Below are 19,018 nucleotides of genomic sequence, written 5' to 3'. Positions count from 1 at the left end.
CGCGGGCCCCCGGCGTCACTGGTTCTGGGCGCCCAGGACGAAGAGGAGGTAGACGAAGAAGGCGAAGAGGTGGCCCACGAACAAGTAGGCGATCAGCCGGATGACGAGACCTCGGGGGAACTTCGACTCCATGCGCCGCAATCCGGTCGGCGCGGGGGTCGGCTCGGTCGGCGCGGGGGTGGGGTCGGTCGGCTCCGTCGTGGAGTCGGTCGGCTCCGTCGTGGAGTCGGTCGGCTCCGTCGTGGAGTCGAGCGTCTCTCGCTGGGACATGGGTACGTCTCCTCGCCTATCGGTGGTGCGTGGTTGCCCCGCCGCCCAGGCACAGCCCGGCGAGGCTGCTCTGGAGCAGGGTGTGGACGAACAGCAGGTCGGATCCGGCAGCGGTGGCCGCGCCGATCCGGTGCGGGGTGAGCGAGTCGAAGTGCGCGCTGTCCCCCGGCTCCAGCAGGTACTCGGTCTCACCCAGGTGCAGCCGCAGCCGCCCCTTCAGCACGTACAGCCATTCCTCGCCGGGATGTACGCGGACCAGTTCGCCCGGGCCGCGGCCCTGCGGCACGTGCACGCGCAGCGCCTGCATGCCCCGGCCCGAGCCCCCGGCCTGCCAGTACGTCCATCCGTCGGCCTCGCGGGCCCCCGGTCCACCGGCCCGTACGATGGGGTCGGCGACGGCGGGGGTCTCACCGAGCAGCTCTGAGACCGTCGTACCGTAGGTGCGGGCGAGTTCGAGCAGCAGGGGCAGCGAGGGCTGGCGCCGGCCGGTCTCCAGTCGCGAGAGGTGGGCGGGCGAGAGCCGGGCCCGCGCGGCGGCCGCCTCCAGGGTGAGTCCGGCGCGGCGGCGCAGTTCGCGAAGTTGCGGGGCGACGGCGGGGAGTTCCCCCACCGGGCCGTCGGGGTCGGCCGCGTCTTCGGGGCCGGGGGCAGGACCGGTTGTCATGCCCCGATTGAGCCAGATTCTTGCCCGTCAGGCAATCCGCCTTGCCTCTGAGGCAAATCACGCGGGTTCCGGTTAGCCTCGTGGCATGGTGCACAGCGAGGCGAACGACGTACCCGGCTATCTGGCGGAGGCGCCCGAGGGGCGCAGGCCGGCCCTCACCCGGATGCGGGACCTGTGCCGCGCGGAGCTGGCCGGCTTCGAGGAGGTCATGGCCTACGGAATGCCCGTCTACCAGCGGGACGGCGCCGCCGAGATCGCCTTCGCCTCCCAGAAGCAGTACGTCTCCTTCTATCTGATGCGCGGCGACGTCCGCGAGGCCTTCGCGGAACGCCTGGCCGGACAGGACATGGGCAAGGGCTGCCTGCGGTTCCGCAAGCCCGAGGACATCGACTTCGACCTGCTGCGGGACCTCCTGCGGGCCACTGCGGCGCGCCCCGGCACGGTCTGCTGACCCCGCGCGTGCGGGGGCCTCAGGGTCCGTCCGCCAGCACCGTCTCCACGGTGTCCGCCTGCTCGGCGCGCTTGTCCGGGCGGTGCCGGAGCACCCGCGCGAACCGCAGCGCGACCCCGGCGGGATAGCGCGGGGAGCGCTGCAGACCGTCGTAGGCGATCTCCACGACCAGTTCGGGCCTGACCCGCACGGTGTAACCGTCGTCCGAGGTCGCCAGCTCCAGCAGTCGGGCGGTCTGCCAGCGCAGCATCTCGTCGGTGAGCCCCTTGAAGGTCTTGCCGAGCATGGCGTACGAGCCGTCGGCGGCCCGCGCGCCCAGGTGCAGGTTCGACAGCAGCCCGGTGCGCCGCCCGTGGCCCCACTCGACGGCGAGGACCACCAGGTCGAGGGTGTGGACCGGTTTCACCTTGAGCCAGTGTTTGCCGCGCCGCCCGGCGGCGTAGGCCGAGTCGAGCGCCTTGGCCATCACGCCCTCGTGGCCGCGGCGCAGGGTCTCGGTCCAGAACTCCTCGGCATCAACGGCCTGCCCCACCGGATCCTCGACGACCAGCCGCCGGACGCGACGGTCCTCGGGTACGAGCGCCGCCAGGGCCTCGTAGCGCTCGCGGACCGACCGGTCGAGCAGCACCTCGTCGCCCGCCGCGAGTACGTCGAAGAAGTAGGGGACGACCGGGAGTGCCTGGCGGGCGGCGGCGACGTCGACGCGCGAACCCACCCGGCTCGCGACCTCCTGGAAGGGCACCGGACGGCCGTCCGCCGACTGCCCGATGACCTCGCCGTCGAGGATGAACCGCTCCGCCGGCAGCGTCCGGGCCAGCTCGGCCACCTCCGGCAGCCGGTCGGTGATCTCGTCCAGGGACCGCGTGTACACCCGTACGTCGTCCCCCTCGCGGTGGACCTGTACGCGGATCCCGTCGAGCTTCTCCTCCAGCGCCGCGGGCCCGAGCGCCGCCAGGGCCTCGGCCACCGACTTGGCGGTGTTCGCCAGCATGGGCTGTACGGGCTGCCCCACGCGCAAGGTGACATCGCGCAGGGCCTGCGCCCCGTCGGCGAGGACGGCGGCCGCCACCCGGGGCAGCGAACCGTCGAGCATCACGGCCCGGCGCAGCTCGGCCGCCGGCACCCCGGCAGCGGCGGCCACGCCCTCCAGCGCGACCGCGTCGAGCGCGCCCTGGCGCACCTCGCCGGAGATCAGGCTGCGCAGGAACCGCTGCTCGGGTTCGGTCGCCGCACCGAGCAGGGCGTCCACGAGCCGGTACCGCTCGGCCTGCGCGCCCGGGCCCGCGACGGCCGCGAGCTCGGTGACCGCCGCGTCGACGGCGGTCACGGTCAGGGTGGGCTCGGCGGCGGGTTCGCTCTCCCGGGCCAGCGCGCGCCATCCGATCCCGGGACGGCCCTGCGGGAGGCGCCCGGCGAGGTAGGAGATCACCAGCGCGGCCTCCTCCGCCGGGGCAGCGGCGAACAGCTCCGCGAGCAGGGCGCTCTTGCGGGACCGGGCGGAGGCCTCGGCGACCTCCCGGGACACGCGTGCGACCTCGGCCAGCAGCATGCGGCCATCCTCCCGCCGGTCGGCGCAGGGCGCAGGTCGGGCGGCAACCTCCGGCGCGGCGGGGCTGCCCCGCGACGCCGGTGTACCGCAGGCGCGGTACGCGGGGGGCTGCGGCGTAGTCCTCGAGAAGGTGCTGAGTTCAGCCTGCGGGGGCGCGGTCGGCGGGGCCCGGGCGTTTAGGGTTCCCGTATGAAGCTCCGACTGCCCCGGCGCCGCCGAAGCCGCCTGTTCGCGGGCGCGGCCGCACTCGCCGTCGTCGCGGGAGCCGGCACGCTGACGGCCACCGCGGCCGGTGACTCCGCGTCCGTGCACCGCCAGGACCAGGTGCTCGACATGCCCGGTGCCGCGATCGACACCTCGTACTTCACCTCCGGTGGCGGCGAGAGGCGCCCCGCCGTGCTCATCGGGCACGGCTTCGGCGGCAGCAAGGACGATGTCCGGGAGCAGGCCGAGCGGCTGGCCCGCGACGGGTACGCGGTCCTGACCTGGTCCGCGCGCGGCTTCGGCCGCTCCGGCGGCCGGATCGGGCTGAACGACCCCGAATACGAGGTCAAGGACGTCTCCCGGCTCATCGACTGGCTGGCCACCCGGCCCGAGGTGCGGCTCGACGCGGACGGCAACCCGCGCGTCGGGGTGACCGGCGGCTCCTACGGCGGGGCCGTCTCCCTGCTCGCGGCCGGACACGATCCGCGCGTGGACGCCATCGCCCCGACGATCACCTACTGGAACCTCGCGGACTCCCTCTTCCCCAACGGCGTGTTCAAGAAGCTGTGGGCCGGGCTGTTCTTCACCACCGGATCCGCGGGCGGAATGCAGGCAGGGCAGGCGGGTCAGGCGGGAGCCCCGTCGGGCCCCGGGGCCGCCGCTCCGCCCGCCGCCCCCGGCTGCGGCCGCTTCCAGCCCGAGCTGTGCGCCATGTACGAACGCGTCGCGGTGGCCGGAAAGCCCGATGCCGAGGCCCGCGCCCTGCTGGAGCAGCGCAGTCCGTCGGCGGTCGGCGACAAGATCAAGGTGCCGACCCTCGTCGTACAGGGCCAGGACGACTCCCTCTTCCCGCTCGACCAGGCCGACGCCATGGCCAGGGCCATCGCCGCGAACGGCGCACCCGTGTCCGTGGACTGGGCGGCGGGCGGCCACGACGGCGGCATGCGCGAGGCCGACCGGGTCGAGTCCCGGATCAAGGCCTGGTTCGACCGCTACCTCAAGGGGGACGAGGCAACGGCCACCGGACCAGCGTTCCGCGTCTCGCGTTCCGGCGGCATCGATTCCACCGACGGCGAGGTCAAGCTGCGCGGCGCCGACGGCGACGGCTACCCCGGGCTGCGGTCGGGCCCGCGCGAGTTCGCCCTGGCCGGACGGGAGCAGGGCTTCGGCAACCCGGCGGGCGGGGCTCCGCCCGCGCTGTCCGCACTGCCCGGCATCGGCGGGCAGCTCGCGGCCTTCGGAGCCGGGCTCTCGCTGGACTTCCCCGGGCAGAACGCCCGGTTCGAGACGGAGCCGCTGGACACCGGGTTGCGCATCACAGGGACCCCGACCGTAACCCTGAAGGTGAGGTCTACGGCTGCGGACGGTTCGGCCGTGCTGTTCGGCAAGGTCTACGACGTCGGGCCCGACGGCCGCCAGCAGGTGCTGCCGAGTCAGCTCGTCGCCCCGGTACGGGTGGAGAACGCCGGGCAGGACGCGACCGTCGAGCTGCGGCTCCCGGCGATCGACCATGCCGTGGAGGCCGGGCACCGGCTGCGGCTCGTGGTGGCCGCCACCGACCTCGGATACGCGTCCCCGGCCGCGCCGGCCACGTACACCGTCTCCGCGCAGGGTCCGCTGGCGGTGCCCGTCGCCGACGGGGTGCGGACGGCTGCCGCCGGGCTGCCCGCCTGGACCTGGGGGCTGCCCCTCGCGGCTCTGGCGCTGGCCGCGGGGTTGTTGGGAGTCCGGAGGACCGGCGGGGGCCGCGGTCGGGTCCGGGCGGGAGAATCGCAGCCCGAACCCGCGCTGGCCGACGTACCACTGGAAATCACCGGGCTGACGAAGCGCTACGCGAAGGCGCAGGACCGCTACGCCGTGCGGGACCTGTCCTTCCGGGTGGAGAAGGGCCAGGTGCTCGGCCTGCTCGGGCCCAACGGGGCCGGCAAGACCACCACGCTGCGGATGCTGATGGGCCTGATCTCGCCGGACGCCGGGGAGATCAGGGTGTTCGGGCACGCGGTGCGGGCCGGGGCTCCGGTGCTGTCGCGGGTCGGGGCGTTCGTGGAGGGTGCCGGCTTCCTGCCGCACCTGACGGGCCGCGCCAACCTGGAGCTGTACTGGCAGGCCACCGGCCGCCCGGCCGAGGACTCGCACATGGCCGAGGCCCTGGAGATCGCCGGGCTCGGCGACGCGCTGGAGCGCGCGGTGCGCACGTACTCGCAGGGCATGCGGCAGCGGCTCGCGATCGCCCAGGCCATGCTCGGCATGCCGGACCTGCTGATCCTCGACGAGCCGACCAACGGGTTGGACCCGCCGCAGATCCGCGAGATGCGGGACGTGATGATCCGGTACGCGGCGGGCGGGCGGACGGTCATCGTCTCCAGCCACCTGCTGTCCGAGGTGGAACAGTCCTGCACGCACCTGGTGGTCATGGACCGCGGGCAGCGGGTGGCGGCCGGCGAGGTCGCCGAGATCACCGGCGGCGGGGACACCCTCCTGGTGACGCTGGCCGGCCCGGTGGACGAGGTGACCGTGGAGAAGGTGGCGGCGCTGGAGGGAGTGGGTTCGGTGGTGACTGCCGAGGACGGGCTGCTCGTACGGCTCGAAGGCGCGACGGCCGCCGGGCTGATCGCGGAACTCGTGCGGCTGGAGGTGCCGGTGAGCGGAGTCGGTCCGCACCGCCGGCTGGAGGACGCGTTCCTCACCCTGATCGGAGGTGCGGCGTGAGTACGGTCCGGGCGCAGGTCCAGGAGGTGGCCCCCGGCTACCACGCGAGCCGGACCCTGCCGCTGCGCGTGGAGGCGCTGCGGCAGTGGCGGCGGCGGCGGACGCTGGTGATGGGCGGGGTGCTAGCCGCACTGCCGTTCATCCTGATGATCGCGTTCGCGGTGGGCGGCGGGCCGGACGGCGGCCCGGGCGGCAACGGCCGCATCACGCTCATCGACACGGCGACCGCCTCGGGGGCGAACTTCGCCGCCACGTGCCTGTTCGTGTCGGCCGGGTTCCTGCTGGTGGTGCCGGTGGCGCTGTTCTGCGGGGACACGGTCGCCTCGGAGGCCGGCTGGTCCTCGCTGCGCTACCTGCTGGCTTCGCCGGTGCCGAGGGCGCGGCTGCTGTGGAGCAAGCTGGTGGTCGCGCTCGGCTTCAGCCTGGCGGCCATGGTGCTGCTGCCGGTGGTGGCGCTGGCGGCGGGCACGGCCGCGTACGGGTGGGGGCCGCTGAAGCTGCCGATGGGCGGTTCGTTGGCGGCCGGGGACACGGTGCCGCGGCTCGCCCTGGCCGTCGCGTTCATCTTCGTGTCGCAGTTGGTCACGGCCGGGCTGGCGTTCTGGCTGTCGACGCGTACGGACGCGCCGCTGGGCGCGGTGGGCGGGGCCGTCGGGCTGACGATCGTGGGCAACGTGCTCGACGCGGTGACCGCGCTGGGCTCGTGGCGGGAGTTCCTGCCGGCGCACTGGCAGTTCGCCTGGGCCGACGCCCTTCAGCCGCAGTTGGAGTGGGGCGGCATGGTCAAGGGGGTCGCGGTGTCGGTGTCGTACGCCGTGGTGCTGTTCGCCCTCGCGTTCCGGGGGTTCTCCCGCAAGGACATCGTGTCCTGAGCCGCCGCGCGCGGCGCGCCCTCCTGAGTCTTCGGGTGGCGCTCCGGCGCGGCGCGGCGTCAGGCGGCCCCGGGCGCCACGGCGTCGATCTCGGCGAGCAGTTCGGGCTCCAGCGGGCGGTCGGCCACGGCCGCGTTGGCGCGCACCTGCTCGGGCGAGGTGGCGCCCGCGATGACCGAGGCGCAGCCGGGCTGGGCGGACAGCCAGCCGATGGCCAGTTCCAGGACGGTGCGGCCGTGCTTCTCGGCGATGGCGGCCAGTGCCTCGACGGTGTCGAGGCGTTCCTCCGTGAGGTACGCGTCGCGTCCTTCGAGGCGGGAGCCAGCCGGCACGGGCGTACCCCGGCGGATCTTGCCGGTGAGCAGGCCGTTGGCGAGCGGGAAGTAGGGGAGCACGCCGACGCCGTAGTGCAGGGCGGCCGGGACCAGCTCGCGCTCCGCCGACCGCTCCAGCAGTGACCACTCGTTCTGCGCGGACACGAAGGGTGCCGCGCCGGTCTCCCGGGCGACGTGGGCGGCTTCGGCGAGCTGCCAGGCGCTGAAGTTGGAGTGGCCGATGTAGCGGATCTTGCCCTCGGCTACGAGCTCGGTGAGCGCGGCCAGGGTCTCGGCCACGGGGACGGTGGGGTCGGGGCTGTGCAGTTGGTAGAGGTCGATGTGGTCGGTCACCAGGCGGCGCAGGGACTCCTCGACCGCCCGTCGGATGTAGGCGCGGCCGCCTCGGGAGCCGGCGGCGGCTCCGTACCCCATGTCCGCGCGGGCGAAGCCGAACTTGGTGGCGAGGACGACCTGGTCCCGGCGGCCCTTGAGGGCTTGGCCGAGGTGGGTCTCGGAGCCGCCGAGGCCGCCGTAGATGTCGGCGGTGTCGAGGAGGGTGATGCCCGCGTCGAGGGCGGCGTCGACGACGGCGCGGGTGGCCTTGGCATCGAGGCGGCCGCCGAAGTTGTTGCAGCCGAGGCCGACGGCGGACACCCGTAGACCTGAACTGCCCAGGGGGAGATGGCGCATGGGTTCCGTTCCTCCACTCACGAACGAACTGCGGACTGTTGACCGCTGACGATCACAGTGAAGTTACCCCAGGGCTGCCGGGCGGGCGGCCCTCTTATTGGAGGGTGACGATGGTGGGGCGGCCGAGGTCGGGCCGGTCGCGCAGGGGGAGTTCGGCGCCCGGGCGCTCCAGTTCGAGTACGACGATCTCGTTGGAGCCCGCCCGCCAGAGGGGCGCGGGGGCGTACAGGGCGCGCTGCGGGCCGCGCGGGGTGTCGTAGTGGCCGAGCAGGAAACCGTTCAGCCAGAGCAGACCGGTCCCCCAGCCCGATACGTCCAGGAAGCCGTCCGCGGGCGGCTCCTCCAGGGTGTGGGTGAAGCGGTGGAAGGCGGGCTCGGGTTCTTCGGACGCTTCGGGGGCCCCCGCCGACCAGGTCAGGCCCGTCAGGTCGGCGAGCGGCAGCGGCCGTATCTCCCATTCGAAGAGGTGCTGGTGCCCGTGGCGCACGGCGCGCCAGATGCCCTTGCGGTCGTCGATCAGCGGGCCGTAGTTCACCCTGCCCATCGCCCGGACCAGGATGTCGAGGACGACTCCGGCCTCGCCGACGGGGAGGTCCAGGCCCTGGTCGGGGGTGTTGCGGTCGAGGATGCCGAGGGGCACGCCGTCGGCGAAGACGTACGCGCGGTCGCCGAGGCCGTCGATCTTCACCGGCATGGCGGGGCGCGGGCCGGTGACGGTCGTGCGGTAGTGGATCAGGCCGTGGTCCTGGCCGAGCTTCTCCATGGACTCGGGCGCGGGGCGCAGCACCGGGGGGCCGCCGAGTACGTCGAGGTGCGCGAGGAGCGGCGCGGTGCCCGCGGGGACGGCGAGGGCGGGCGTCATCCGGGGCGGCGGTTCGGGCAGCGGGCCGTCCGGCAGGGGGACGTACTTGCCGATGACCTCGCGGAACGCGTGGAACTTGGGGGTCAGTTCGCCGGCCTCGCCGATGGGGGCGTCGTAGTCGTAGCTGGTGACGGTCGGCTGGTAGCCGGGGTCGCAGGGGCGGGATCCGGTGTGGTTGGCGCCCGCCCAGAAGCCGAAGTTGGTGCCGCCGTGGGCCATGTAGAGGTTGACGGAGGCGCCGGTGGCGAGGAGTTCGTCGAGCGACTGCGCCGCCTCCTCGACGTCGCGGACGTGGTGCTCCTCGCCCCAGTGGTCGAACCAGCCGATCCAGAACTCCATCGCGGCGAGCGGACCGGTCCGCTGGTAGCGGCGCAGGTGAGCGAGGCGTTCGGCGGGCTTGGCGCCGAAGGTGGCCGTGGCCAGCCGGCCCGGGACCGATCCGCCCTGCAGCATGGCGTCCTCGGGGCCGTCGGCCGTGAACAGCAGGCAGTCCACGCCGCGTTCGACGAGGGCCTGCTCCACGTGGGCCCGGTAGCGGGTGTCGTTGCCGTACGAGCCGTACTCGTTCTCGATCTGTACGGCGACCACCGGTCCGCCGCGGCTCGCGAGCAGGGGCAGCAGTTCGGGAACGACGAGGTCGAACCAGCCGTCCACCTCGGCCTCGAACCGCGGGTCCGAGCAGCGCAGGTGGAGGCCGTCGACGGCCAGCAGCCGGGCGGGGAGGCCGCCGAACTCCCATTCGGCGCAGATGTACGGGCCGGGGCGGACGATGGCGTCGAGCCCGAGGTCCTGGGCTGTGCGCAGGAAGCGGCCGAGGTCCCGCCAGCCGGTGAAGTCGGCCTTGCCGGGGGCCGTTTCGTGGAAATTCCAGGGAACGTAGGTGTCCACGGTGTTGGCGCCCAGGGCCCGCAGCCGCTTCAACCGGTCCTCCCACAGGTCGGGGTGGACGCGGAAGTAGTGCAGGGCCCCCGAGACGATGCGGTGGGGGCGGTCTGCGCGCCGGAAGCCGTCCTGGTCGTGCGTGAGCATGCGCTGACTCCCGGGAGAGGTCGAGATGCTGCCGTGAGGTGCGGGACGCCGCCGAATATATGAATGCGCGGTCCGCGCCGTCAATGACCAGTTGATCGGAATCGATCGAATCGATCGGACCTGTTCTCTATGATGGCCCGGACGGACAGAGCTCGTACAGCCGCAGCCGCGGCCACGGCCGTGCGCAGACCGCAGGGGGACCTTCCTTGAGACCACACGTAGACCAGCGCCAGGCCCACGTCCTCGCGCTCGTCCAGGCGCGCGGCAGCGTGCGCGTCGCGGACCTGGCGCAGGAGCTCGGCGTCTCCCCCGTGACCCTGCGGCGGGACATCGAGGCGATGGCGGCGCGGGGCGAGATCCATCGGATGCACGGGGTGATCAGCCGGGTGGAGGCCGGTCGGTCCCCGGTCGCCGCGGGGCCGGCTGCGGGGGCTGCGGCCGGGGCTGCGGGGGCTGCGGCCGGATCTGCGGCTCGTGCGGTCGCGTCCTCCGGGGCGGCGGCCAGGGCCGACGGGCTGGTGATCGGGATGGTGGTGCCGACCACCGAGTACTACTACGCCGAAGTCGTACGGGGGGCCCGCGAGGTGGTCGAGGCGCGGGGTGCGCGGCTGACCGTGGGGCTCACCCGGTACCTGCCGGGCGAGGACCGGACCCAGGCGGACCGGTTGTTGTCCACGGGGGCGGACGGGCTGCTGCTGACTCCGAACTGGGACACCGGCTCGCCCGGCCCCGGCGAGGGGGCGTGGACCGCGGAACTGCCGGTTCCGACGGTGTTGGTGGAGCGGTGGGCCCCGCCGGGGCATGCGGCGTCAGCGCTCGACCGCGTGACCTCGGACCACGCGCACGGCGCGGCATGCGCGGTGCAGCACCTGGTCGAACTGGGGCACCGCCGGATCGCGCTGGCCAGCCGTCAGACACCGACGACGGCGCGGCTGCGCACGGGGTACGAGGCGGCCGTGGCCGCGCTCGGGCTGGAGCCCGCGCCCGCGTGGCCGGCGGCCGGGCCCGGCCCGCTGTCCGACGCGGACGCGTTCGCCCGGACCCTGGACTACTTGCACGAGGCGGTGACCAAGGGCGGGGTGACCGCCGCCCTGATCCACAGCGACACCGACGCGATCATGCTGATCCCGCGGCTCCAGGCGCGGGGGGTGCGGGTGCCGGAGGACCTGGCGGTGATCACGTACGACGACGAGGTGGCGGGGCTGGCCGATGTCCCGCTGTCGGCGGTGGCGCCGGCCAAGGGCGAGGTGGGCGCGCGGGCCGCGGGATTGCTGCTGGACCGGCTCGCGGGCGGGACCTCGTACGAGAGCCCGCGCCAGCACCTGGAACTGCTTCCGCGGCTGACGATCCGCTCGTAGAGCGCGGGGGGGCCGATGGACGGGGGCGGATCAGGGCCGGTGACCGTTCCGATCGAACTGCGCGTTCACTCCCGGCGGTGGGCGCGGACCAGGCCGGCCAGGTACTCCCGGCCCGCGGCCAACTGCCCCGGCAGCTCGGCGGCGCCGGGGTACCAGCGCTTCTCGTACTCCCAGCAGAGCCAGCCGTCCGGTTCCGCGGCTGCGGCGACGGCCACAGCCTCGGCGAGCGGCAGCACTCCGGCACCGAGCCCGAGCGGGGTCAGCTCCCCCGCCGACGCCACGTCCTTCACCTGTACGTAGCCCAAGTGCGCGGCCAGGGCGCGCCGCGACTCGGCCGGGGCCTCGCCGCCGAGCCAGGTGTGCAGTACGTCCCACAGTGTGCCCGCGGCGGGATGTGCGACGCGGTCGAGCACGCGGGCCGTCGCGGCCGCGGTGCGGTGCGAGTCGTGGGTCTCCAGCAGGATCCGCACCCCGTGCCGCTCGGCGAACGGGGCCGCGGCCAGCAGTCGGCGTACGGCGTGGTCGTCGGCGGCCGGGGCTGACTGGTCCCCGCCTCCGGGGAAGACGCGGACGTAGGGGGCTCGCAGGTCGGCGGCGAGCTCGATCAGCGCCCGGACCTCGGCGAGGACCGGCTCGTCCGGACCGGCGGCGGCCACCCGGGCGTACCCGGCCACGCCCAGGACGCGGACCCCCGCGGCGGTGAGAGTCCGCAGTCCCGCGGCGCGGTCGACGGCCGGGCTGCCGGGGTGCAGCGGCTCCTCGGGGTGGGCGCGCAGCTCCAGGCCCTCGTACCCGTGGGCGGCGGCGAGTTCGGCGCTGCGCGCGAGCGGCGTGCCGGGCAGGCCGAGCGTGGAGAACGCGTACCTCACGGGCGGCTCCCTCCGGCCGAGGGCGGCGGCGCGGTGGAGCCGCGCACGATCAGATCGGCGGGCAGCGTGGTGATCCCGCCCGGGGGCAGCGGTCTGCGTCCGGTGACGAACTGCGCGGCGAGCACGCCGGCTTCGCGCAGCGGCACGCGGACGGTGGTCAGGGCGGGCGCGGTGTCCACGCAGACGGGCAGGTCGTCGAAGCCGGCGACGGAGACGTCCTCGGGGATGCGCAGGCCCGCCTCGCGCAGGGCGGCGGCGACCCCGGTGGCGACCGTGTCGTTGGCCGCGGCGACGGCGGTGAAGGGGGCCCCGCGGCGCAGCAGTTCACGGGCGGCGTCGTACCCGGCGGAGCGCTGGAAGCCGGCGTGGACGGTGAGGTCGGCGCAGCTCTCGGGCAGGGCGGGATCGTGCCGCGTCAGGGCGTCATGGTGCCCGGCGAGCCGCTCCCGGGTGGTGCTCAGGCCGGGCGGGCCGGCGACGTAGGCGATGCGGCGGTGGCCGAGCGCGAGCAGGTGCTCGGCCAGGCGGAAGGCGCCGCCGCGGTCGTCGAACATGATGGTGGCGACGGGCAGCCCGGCCGGTACGGGCAGCGGGGGGCGTCCGCACAGCACCACCGGGGCGCCGGTGGCGGCGATCCGCGCGACCCGGGCGGCGAGCGCGAGGGCATGCTCCGCTTCCTCGACGGCGCTGCCGGTGAGGACGACCCCGCCGGCCCGCTGGCCCTCCAGGAGCGTGAGGTAGGCGAGCTCGGTCGCGGCGGCGCCTTCGGTGTTGCAGACGACGGCGAGGCGTCGGGCGTCCGCCTGGCCGGTGGGCGAGAGTGCGCTCTGGAAGGAGCCGGCGAGGATTCCGAAGAAGCTGTCGGCGATGTCGTGGACGAGGACGCCGACGAGGTCGGAGGTGGCGGCCGCGAGCGCGCGGGCGGGGCCGTTGGCGATGTAGCCGAGGTCTTCGACGGCCTGCTCCACGCGGGTCCGGGTGGCGCCGGCCACCGGATATCCGCCGTTCAGTACGCGCGAGACCGTCGCGGGCGACACGCCTGCGTGCGCCGCGACCTCGGCGAGGGTCACCGCCATCCCCACCCCTCCTCCTGCCGGCCCGCGCCGTGCTCGCTCGGGCGTTCATCGCTTGCTCGGGCTCATCGTCTCATCCGGTGTGTGGATCTCCGTACCCTCCACATGCTCCCGGATTGAGGAAGCGCTTTCTATCACCCAAAAGGGTCTTGCAGAGGATCGATGGGCGACCCTAGCCTGATCGGAGTGAAAGCGCTTTCTATCCGCTTTCCGATCCGATCCTGGATCCGGTGCCGGATCCGAGCCTGAAGAGGGGGACCCCGTGGAGCGCAGGACGATCAAGATCGCTATGAACGGCGTGACCGGGCGGATGGGGTACGGCCAGCATTTGGTCCGGTCCCTGCTCGCCCTGCGCGAGCAGGGCGGCCTGGACCTCGGCAACGGCACGGTGCTGTGGCCGGAGCCGGTGCTCGTGGGGCGCCGCGAGGAGGCCCTGCGGGCCATCGCCGAGCGGCACGGGCTGGAGCATGTCAGCACGGACCTGGCGGCCGTGCTGGCGGATCCCGAGGTCGAGATCTACTTCGACGCGCAGGTCACCGGTGCCCGGGAGGCGGCCGTCCGGCAGGCCATAGCGGCGGGCAAGCACGTGTACTGCGAGAAGCCGACCGCGCTGAGCTTCGAGTCCTCGCTGGAGCTGGCGCGCCTGGCCGCGGAGGCCGGGGTCAAGCACGGCGTGGTCCAGGACAAGCTGTTCCTGCCGGGGCTGCTGAAGCTCAGGCGGCTGATCGAGGGCGGCTTCTTCGGCGAGATCCTGTCCGTGCGCGGGGAGTTCGGCTACTGGGTCTTCGAGGGCGACTGGCAGCCCGCCCAGCGGCCGTCGTGGAACTACCGGGCGCAGGACGGCGGGGGCATCGTCGCCGATATGTTCCCCCACTGGGAGTACCTGCTGCACGGGCTGTTCGGCCGCGTCAGAACGGTGCAGGCGCTGGCCCGTACGCACATCGGCCGGCGCTGGGACGAGGACGGCAAGCCGTATGAGGCCACCGCGGACGACGCGGCGTACGGGATCTTCGAGCTGGAAGGCGGAGTGATCGCGCAGATCAACTCCTCCTGGGCGGTCCGCGTGCACCGCGAGGAGCTGGTGGAGTTCCAGGTGGACGGGACGCACGGCTCGGCGGTCGCCGGGCTGCGCGGCTGCCGGATCCAGCACCGCGGGGCGACGCCGAAGCCCGTGTGGAATCCGGATCTGCCGCAGACCCACGACTTCCGGTCCCAGTGGCAGGAGGTACCGGACAACTCCCCCGCCGACAACGGCTTCAAGGCCCAGTGGGAGCTCTTCCTTCGACACGTGGTGCTGGAGGAGCCCTGGGAGTGGGACCTGCTGGCCGGGGCCCGCGGGGTGCAGCTCGCCCAGCTCGGACTGCTCTCCTCCGCCGAGGGCCGGCGGCTGACGGTGCCGGAGGTGTCGCTGTGAGCATCCGACTCCCTTCGGCGGACGGCGGGTTCCGCCCGTACCGTCCCGGTACCCGACCGCTCGCGCCGCTGGAGTGCGGCCCGGCCCGTAGCCGTGTGTTCTACTCGGCCGCGCATGTGGTCGCCGACCCGCTCGCCGCCTCGGCCGAAGCCGGGCCCGCGGTCGACTGGGAGGCCACGCTGGCCTTCCGGCACCGGTTGTGGGCACAGGGGCTCGGGGTGGCCGAGGCCATGGACACCGCCCAGCGCGGAATGGGCCTGGACTGGCCGACGGCGGCGGAGCTGATCCGCCGCTCGGCGGCCGAGGCCCGGTCGGTGGGCGGCCGGATCGTCTGCGGCGCCGGCACCGACCAGCTCGCGGCGGGCGTGGTGCACTCCCTGGCCGCGGTCATCGCCGCGTATGAGGAACAGCTCGCGCACACCGAGGAGTGCAGGGCCGGGGCCGTAGTGATGGCCTCGCGGGCCCTGGCCGCGTCGGCGCGCGGCCCGGAGGACTACCAGGAGGTGTACGGGAGACTGCTGCGGCAGAGCGCCCGGCCGGTCGTCCTGCACTGGCTCGGGCCGATGTTCGACCCGGAGCTGGCCGGCTACTGGGGGCACGAGGACCTGGACCGGGCCACGGAGGTCTTCCTGAAGATCATTGCCGAATGCCCGGAGAAGGTGGACGGGATCAAGGTCTCGCTGCTGGACGCGGAGCGCGAGGTCGGCATCCGCCGGCAGCTGCCGGCGGGAGTGCGCTGCTACACGGGCGACGACTACCACTACCCGGAACTGATCGCCGGTGACGGGGAACTGGCCAGTGACGCACTGCTGGGCATCTTCGACCCGATCGCCCCGATCGCGGCCCGGGCGGCACGTGCCCTCGACCTGGGCGACCCGGCCGGCTTCCGGGAACTACTGGATCCGACGGTGGCACTGTCGCGGCACCTGTTCGCCCCGCCGACCCGCTACTACAAGACGGGGGTGGTGCTGCTGGCCTGGCTGGCGGGGTACCAGGACCACTTCACCATGGTGGGCGGCCTGCACTCGGCCCGGTCACTCCCCCATCTGGCCACCGCGTACGAACTCGCCGACGGGCTCGGCCTGTTCCCGGACCCCGAGCTCGCCGAGGGCCGGATGCGGCAGCTGCTCGCGGTGCACGGGGTGGCGTCATGAGCCGGGCCCCGGCTCCGGCCAGGTTCAGCCTGAACCAGGAGACGATCCGGCAGTGGTCACTGCCCGAGCTGGTCGCCGGGTGCACGGCCGCCGGGGTGGGCGCCATCGGGCTCTGGCGCGATCCGGTGCGCGGCTTCGGGGTGCGTGAGGCGGCGAAGCTGGTCGCCAAAGCGGGACTGCGGGTCAGCTCGCTGTGCCGGGGCGGCTTCTTCACCGCCGCCGACCCGGCGGGCCGCGCGGCCGCCCTCGACGACAACCGCCGGGCCGTGGAGGAGGCGGCCGAACTGGGCGCCGACGTCCTGGTCCTGGTGTCGGGCGGCCTGCCCGCCGGCGACCGGGACCTGGTGGGGGCGCGCCGCCGGATCGCCGACATCCTGGGCGAGCTCACACCGTGGGCCGCGGCGCTGGGGGTGCGGCTGGGGATCGAACCGCTGCATCCGATGTTCGCCTCCGACCGCTGCGTGGTCTCCACGCTCGGTCAGGCCCTGGACATCGCCGAGCAGTTCCCGGCGCGCGAGGTGGGGGTGGTGGTCGACTCCTACCACCTGTGGTGGGACGAGCGGCTGCCGGCCGATCTGCGCCGGGCCGGGGAGGGAGGCCGGATCGTGTCCGTCCAGGTTGCCGACTGGGTGACTCCGCTGCCCGAGGGCGTACTGCTGGGCCGCGGCCAGCTGGGCGAGGGCTCCATCGATCTGCGGGGCTTCCGCGAGCTGACCGACGCGGCCGGGTACCAGGGCCCGGTGGAGGTGGAGATCTTCCAGCCGGAGCTGTGGGCCCGGGACGGCGCGGAAGTACTGCGGGAGGTGATCGATGCCTACCGCGAGCACGTCGCCTAGAAGGGGCGGGAGTAGGGGAACTCCATCACCTGGTCGTAGATCTGGCGCAGCCACGGCTGCCGGACGGCGGGCAACCGTGCCAGCGTGCGGAGGAAGACGCCCGAGTCGGGCCGGAACAGCCTCCACGGATGCATCGGCAGCGGATCGTCGCGCAGCACGCCGTCGGGCATTCCGCCGGTCGCGGGAAACGGCAGCCCTTCGGAGGGGGACTCCAGATACAGCCACACATCGGCGGCCACCGGCACGACGTCAGCGGCCCGGGACAGCGGCCAGACCTCCCCCGTCCGTGGATGCCGCGGAACCAGGGCGATGTCGGGGGCGAGGTCTTCGACGGGCAGACCCGGTCCCGCCAGGGCCACCTTCCGCGCCGACGGCTCCGGCGGCCCCGGTGGGAGCAGCGCGTCGAGCGCGCGGCCGAAGGTGTCCGCGACGAGGCCGCCGGGTACGGCCACGCGCGCGCCGGCCGAGGCCGCCAGCAGGTGGGCCAGTGCCTCCCCGACGGCCGCCTCCCATCGCGGACTCCAGGCCCCGGGCTGCTCGATGGGCGGCGTGCCCTGCCCCTCCTGCGCCAGGGCCTCCCAGTCCACCGTCCGGCCGACCGGGGCCTCGGCGGGGAGGCGGCGTACGGCATGCGGGTCGAGCCATACCGCTTGCCAGAGGGTGCAGTCGTCGATGCGGGTCGCCACCGCCTGCCCGCACCGCGCACAGGCCAGGTTCGGACCGTCCCGCCCGTCCAGCCCCAGGCAGTAGCCGTCGCACCGCTCGGGGATCAGCACGGTGCCACGGGTGTCGCCCGGTGCGACGACGATCGCGCCCGGCGCCCCGAGGGACAGGGCGTGAACCGGCGCGAAGACCCCGCGGGCCTCCGCCTCCTCCACCCCGATCTCGTCCCACAGCCGCCACGGCGGACCGAAAGGCTCCGGGTCGACGGCGTAAGTCCCCGGCTCCATGAGCGAGGGGAGCATCTCGTGTCCGTACCGCTGATGGGTCTGCACCGGAAGCGCGATCCGCGACACCGAGGTGGTCAGCACGGCACCACACCCCGCACACGCGAACACGGCCACGCCTTCTCTCCCCCGCTCTTGAACCCACGAATCATGCCGACCCCGACGAGCACTTGATCGGAAAATGCCTAGCAGATCGTATGCGGGCGCGATACCGTCACCGTGATGATCACTCAGGCTGTTCACAGATTGGGGGTCCCGTCCACGCAAGGTGAGTGCTGATGCTCACTGAGACCGTGAACGGGGATTCCCGCCTTCCCTTCTGGCTGCGCGTGCGCGAGTTCGCCGTCCCGCCTTCCATGATCGAGACTGCAACCGTTCGCCGCGCTGTCGGCGACTGGGGCGGGGCGTGCGCCGCCGCAGGCATCGACGTCGACTTCAATCTGCGCTTCGTGGCACGTACGCACGGGCAGGGGCTGGCCGCCCAAGTCCGGTCCGATCTGCGCCATCTGGCGCCCGACCTGCTGCGCTGGCACATGCCGCGCATCGCACCCGACGGACTGCTGCGCCCGGGGCTGAGCCTCACGCTCGCCCGGTACGAAGCCGCGGGGCATGACGGCGTACGTCCGGTGCACCTCGTGGCCCGGACCGCGCCGGCTTGGGCGGACGCCGGTCAGCGGATCAGTCTCGCCCTGTGGGACGCATCCGACCCCGACTCCGAGGCCCGCGCCTCCCTGCATCCGCACCCGCGCCCCAACCCACGGTTCCGCCTCGACCTGCACCGCCACCTGTGGGACGCCCGCAGGGCAGATGAGCTGCGGATCCGGTCCGGGGCGGATCGGCCGCACGGCGACGGACCGCCCCCGCTGGACCCGGAGCTGCCGGGGGCCGCCCCGCACGGGCAGCGGTGCGCCGTGAACCGGTGGGCGGCCGAGGCGGGCATACTGCTGCGCGCCGAAGGGCGCTCCACCGGGCCCGTCATCGTGCGGATCGGGTCCCGGCACCGGCTGCTCGTGCACCCGGACCAGCCCGGGCAACCGCCCTCCGTACGGATCTCGGCCGCGCCCACGCACGGCAACACCGCCGCGTTGCCGGTGCTGCCCGACGCCGCGACCTGGGTACTGCCCGACCTGGAGCTCCTCCGCGCCGGTGCCATCGAGGCCGATCGGCTCCACCCGCTGGTCGCGTCGGCCCTCGTACCGGACCATGCACCGACCGGGGGTCCGTACCCGGCTCCGGACCGAGCAGGTGAACCGCGGCTGGTGGAGTGCCGGGGAGCGCGGCACCGGATCGGCCTGGTCAACGGGGTCCTGGCCCCGCTGGACCACGACCCGGCCGAGATCCGCCGGGAGGAACTACTGGTCGCGCTGACCGGCACCCCGCTCCCCTGCCTACAGGCCATCGACGAGGCGCACCGCCGTCCCGACTGCCTCACCGGCGTCCGCGAACGCCTGGACCACGGGGATACCGCCGGCGCGCTGGCCGTCGTGGAGGGCCTGCTGGGACCGGGGGCGCTGCTGCGTAGCGGCGCTCTGCGCGATGAGTTGGAGGCGGCTGCGCGGCAGCGCATCACCCATGGTCTGTTCCGGGCGGGACTGTCGGGCCGCGCACCCCACCGCATCCTTCCCGGCGCCGGCCGTCCCCGGCACCACCGGTCGCATCCGCGCGACACGACCGCTCGCTGACCTGAGCTCACCCACCACGAAACCCAAAGGTGATCGAACATGCCCATGCCCGTGTCCGTGCCCATGCC

General features: G+C 73.8%; 16 protein-coding genes. 8 read left to right on the top strand and 8 right to left on the bottom strand.

Annotated features, from left to right (window positions below; all coding sequences use genetic code 11):
- Positions 1 to 15: 15 nt before the first annotated feature.
- Complete coding sequence (locus ACZ7GJ_RS20235; RefSeq protein ID WP_470753422.1) at positions 16 to 270, bottom strand: DUF6126 family protein; 255 nt, start codon at positions 268 to 270, stop codon at positions 16 to 18.
- Positions 271 to 286: 16 nt separating this feature from the next.
- Positions 287 to 934, bottom strand: coding sequence for a helix-turn-helix domain-containing protein (locus tag ACZ7GJ_RS20230; RefSeq protein ID WP_470753420.1), 648 nt, complete (start codon positions 932 to 934; stop codon positions 287 to 289).
- 85 nt (positions 935 to 1,019) lie between these two features.
- On the opposite strand from ACZ7GJ_RS20230, the gene ACZ7GJ_RS20225 reads away from it, so the two are divergent.
- Positions 1,020 to 1,385, top strand: coding sequence for a DUF1801 domain-containing protein (locus tag ACZ7GJ_RS20225; protein WP_470753418.1), 366 nt, complete (start codon positions 1,020 to 1,022; stop codon positions 1,383 to 1,385).
- A 19-nt stretch (positions 1,386 to 1,404) separates the two neighbouring features.
- Here the strand turns inward: ACZ7GJ_RS20225 and ACZ7GJ_RS20220 are convergent, their stop codons facing one another.
- Positions 1,405 to 2,934: an ATP-dependent DNA ligase gene (locus ACZ7GJ_RS20220; RefSeq protein ID WP_470753417.1), complete on the bottom strand. Its 1,530-nt coding sequence runs from the start codon at positions 2,932 to 2,934 to the stop codon at positions 1,405 to 1,407.
- A 189-nt stretch (positions 2,935 to 3,123) separates the two neighbouring features.
- On the opposite strand from ACZ7GJ_RS20220, the gene ACZ7GJ_RS20215 reads away from it, so the two are divergent.
- Complete coding sequence (locus tag ACZ7GJ_RS20215) at positions 3,124 to 5,847, top strand: alpha/beta fold hydrolase (RefSeq protein ID WP_470753413.1); 2,724 nt, start codon at positions 3,124 to 3,126, stop codon at positions 5,845 to 5,847.
- Positions 5,844 to 6,719, top strand: a complete 876-nt coding sequence (locus ACZ7GJ_RS20210) for an ABC transporter permease (RefSeq protein ID WP_470753411.1) — start codon at positions 5,844 to 5,846, stop codon at positions 6,717 to 6,719. The genes ACZ7GJ_RS20215 and ACZ7GJ_RS20210 overlap by 4 nt, the downstream gene beginning before the upstream one ends.
- A 59-nt stretch (positions 6,720 to 6,778) precedes the next feature.
- Here ACZ7GJ_RS20210 and ACZ7GJ_RS20205 read toward each other — a convergent pair whose 3' ends face one another.
- A complete protein-coding gene (locus ACZ7GJ_RS20205) occupies positions 6,779 to 7,726 on the bottom strand; it encodes an aldo/keto reductase (RefSeq protein WP_470753410.1) in 948 nt (315 codons plus the stop codon).
- Between the two features lie 94 nt (positions 7,727 to 7,820).
- On the bottom strand, positions 7,821 to 9,617 hold the full coding sequence (locus ACZ7GJ_RS20200) for a glycoside hydrolase family 35 protein (RefSeq protein ID WP_470753407.1): 1,797 nt from the start codon (positions 9,615 to 9,617) through the stop codon (positions 7,821 to 7,823).
- 206 nt (positions 9,618 to 9,823) lie between these two features.
- On the opposite strand from ACZ7GJ_RS20200, the gene ACZ7GJ_RS20195 reads away from it, so the two are divergent.
- A complete protein-coding gene (locus tag ACZ7GJ_RS20195) occupies positions 9,824 to 10,975 on the top strand; it encodes a LacI family DNA-binding transcriptional regulator (protein WP_470753404.1) in 1,152 nt (383 codons plus the stop codon).
- Between the two features lie 65 nt (positions 10,976 to 11,040).
- Here the strand turns inward: ACZ7GJ_RS20195 and ACZ7GJ_RS20190 are convergent, their stop codons facing one another.
- Both ACZ7GJ_RS20190 and ACZ7GJ_RS20185 read right to left on the bottom strand, forming a co-directional pair.
- Positions 11,041 to 11,844, bottom strand: a complete 804-nt coding sequence (locus ACZ7GJ_RS20190; protein WP_470753402.1) for a sugar phosphate isomerase/epimerase family protein — start codon at positions 11,842 to 11,844, stop codon at positions 11,041 to 11,043.
- Positions 11,841 to 12,920, bottom strand: a complete 1,080-nt coding sequence (locus ACZ7GJ_RS20185) for a LacI family DNA-binding transcriptional regulator (RefSeq protein ID WP_470753400.1) — start codon at positions 12,918 to 12,920, stop codon at positions 11,841 to 11,843. The genes ACZ7GJ_RS20190 and ACZ7GJ_RS20185 overlap by 4 nt, the downstream gene beginning before the upstream one ends.
- Before the next feature lie 286 nt (positions 12,921 to 13,206).
- Here ACZ7GJ_RS20185 and ACZ7GJ_RS20180 point away from each other — a divergent pair, with 286 nt between their 5' ends.
- The 3 genes from ACZ7GJ_RS20180 to ACZ7GJ_RS20170 are packed head-to-tail and all read left to right on the top strand — an operon-like array spanning position 13,207 to position 16,321.
- Positions 13,207 to 14,331 (top strand): Gfo/Idh/MocA family protein, encoded by a 1,125-nt coding sequence (locus tag ACZ7GJ_RS20180; protein WP_470753631.1) that lies wholly within the window; start codon positions 13,207 to 13,209, stop codon positions 14,329 to 14,331.
- Complete coding sequence (locus tag ACZ7GJ_RS20175) at positions 14,328 to 15,485, top strand: dihydrodipicolinate synthase family protein (RefSeq protein ID WP_470753398.1); 1,158 nt, start codon at positions 14,328 to 14,330, stop codon at positions 15,483 to 15,485. The genes ACZ7GJ_RS20180 and ACZ7GJ_RS20175 overlap by 4 nt, the downstream gene beginning before the upstream one ends.
- Positions 15,482 to 16,321 (top strand): sugar phosphate isomerase/epimerase family protein, encoded by an 840-nt coding sequence (locus tag ACZ7GJ_RS20170; RefSeq protein ID WP_470753396.1) that lies wholly within the window; start codon positions 15,482 to 15,484, stop codon positions 16,319 to 16,321. Before ACZ7GJ_RS20175 ends, ACZ7GJ_RS20170 begins: the two co-directional genes overlap by 4 nt.
- On the opposite strand, the gene ACZ7GJ_RS20165 is transcribed toward ACZ7GJ_RS20170, so the two are convergent.
- Positions 16,318 to 17,385, bottom strand: a complete 1,068-nt coding sequence (locus tag ACZ7GJ_RS20165) for a hypothetical protein (protein ID WP_470753394.1) — start codon at positions 17,383 to 17,385, stop codon at positions 16,318 to 16,320. The genes ACZ7GJ_RS20170 and ACZ7GJ_RS20165 overlap by 4 nt on opposite strands.
- 161 nt (positions 17,386 to 17,546) lie before the next feature.
- On the opposite strand from ACZ7GJ_RS20165, the gene ACZ7GJ_RS20160 reads away from it, so the two are divergent.
- Positions 17,547 to 18,950, top strand: coding sequence for a hypothetical protein (locus ACZ7GJ_RS20160; protein WP_470753392.1), 1,404 nt, complete (start codon positions 17,547 to 17,549; stop codon positions 18,948 to 18,950).
- The last annotated feature ends 68 nt before the right edge of the window (positions 18,951 to 19,018 follow it).

This window comes from Streptomyces sp. NPDC037242 (assembly GCF_055604165.1).
Note: the sequence above shows the minus strand (reverse complement) of the source record. Positions and strands in the feature narration are given on the sequence as shown.

Excerpts from the sequence above, each read along its gene's own strand:
- ACZ7GJ_RS20235 (WP_470753422.1), bottom strand. The coding sequence starts at position 270 with ATGTCCCAGCGAGAGACGCTCGACTCCACGACGGAGCCGACCGACTCC.
- ACZ7GJ_RS20230 (WP_470753420.1), bottom strand. The coding sequence starts at position 934 with ATGACAACCGGTCCTGCCCCCGGCCCCGAAGACGCGGCCGACCCCGAC.
- ACZ7GJ_RS20225 (WP_470753418.1), top strand. The coding sequence starts at position 1,020 with ATGGTGCACAGCGAGGCGAACGACGTACCCGGCTATCTGGCGGAGGCG.
- ACZ7GJ_RS20220 (WP_470753417.1), bottom strand. The coding sequence starts at position 2,934 with ATGCTGCTGGCCGAGGTCGCACGCGTGTCCCGGGAGGTCGCCGAGGCC.
- ACZ7GJ_RS20215 (WP_470753413.1), top strand. The coding sequence starts at position 3,124 with ATGAAGCTCCGACTGCCCCGGCGCCGCCGAAGCCGCCTGTTCGCGGGC.
- ACZ7GJ_RS20205 (WP_470753410.1), bottom strand. The coding sequence starts at position 7,726 with ATGCGCCATCTCCCCCTGGGCAGTTCAGGTCTACGGGTGTCCGCCGTC.
- ACZ7GJ_RS20200 (WP_470753407.1), bottom strand. The coding sequence starts at position 9,617 with ATGCTCACGCACGACCAGGACGGCTTCCGGCGCGCAGACCGCCCCCAC.
- ACZ7GJ_RS20185 (WP_470753400.1), bottom strand. The coding sequence starts at position 12,920 with ATGGCGGTGACCCTCGCCGAGGTCGCGGCGCACGCAGGCGTGTCGCCC.
- ACZ7GJ_RS20180 (WP_470753631.1), top strand. The coding sequence starts at position 13,207 with ATGAACGGCGTGACCGGGCGGATGGGGTACGGCCAGCATTTGGTCCGG.
- ACZ7GJ_RS20170 (WP_470753396.1), top strand. The coding sequence starts at position 15,482 with ATGAGCCGGGCCCCGGCTCCGGCCAGGTTCAGCCTGAACCAGGAGACG.
- ACZ7GJ_RS20160 (WP_470753392.1), top strand. The coding sequence starts at position 17,547 with ATGCTCACTGAGACCGTGAACGGGGATTCCCGCCTTCCCTTCTGGCTG.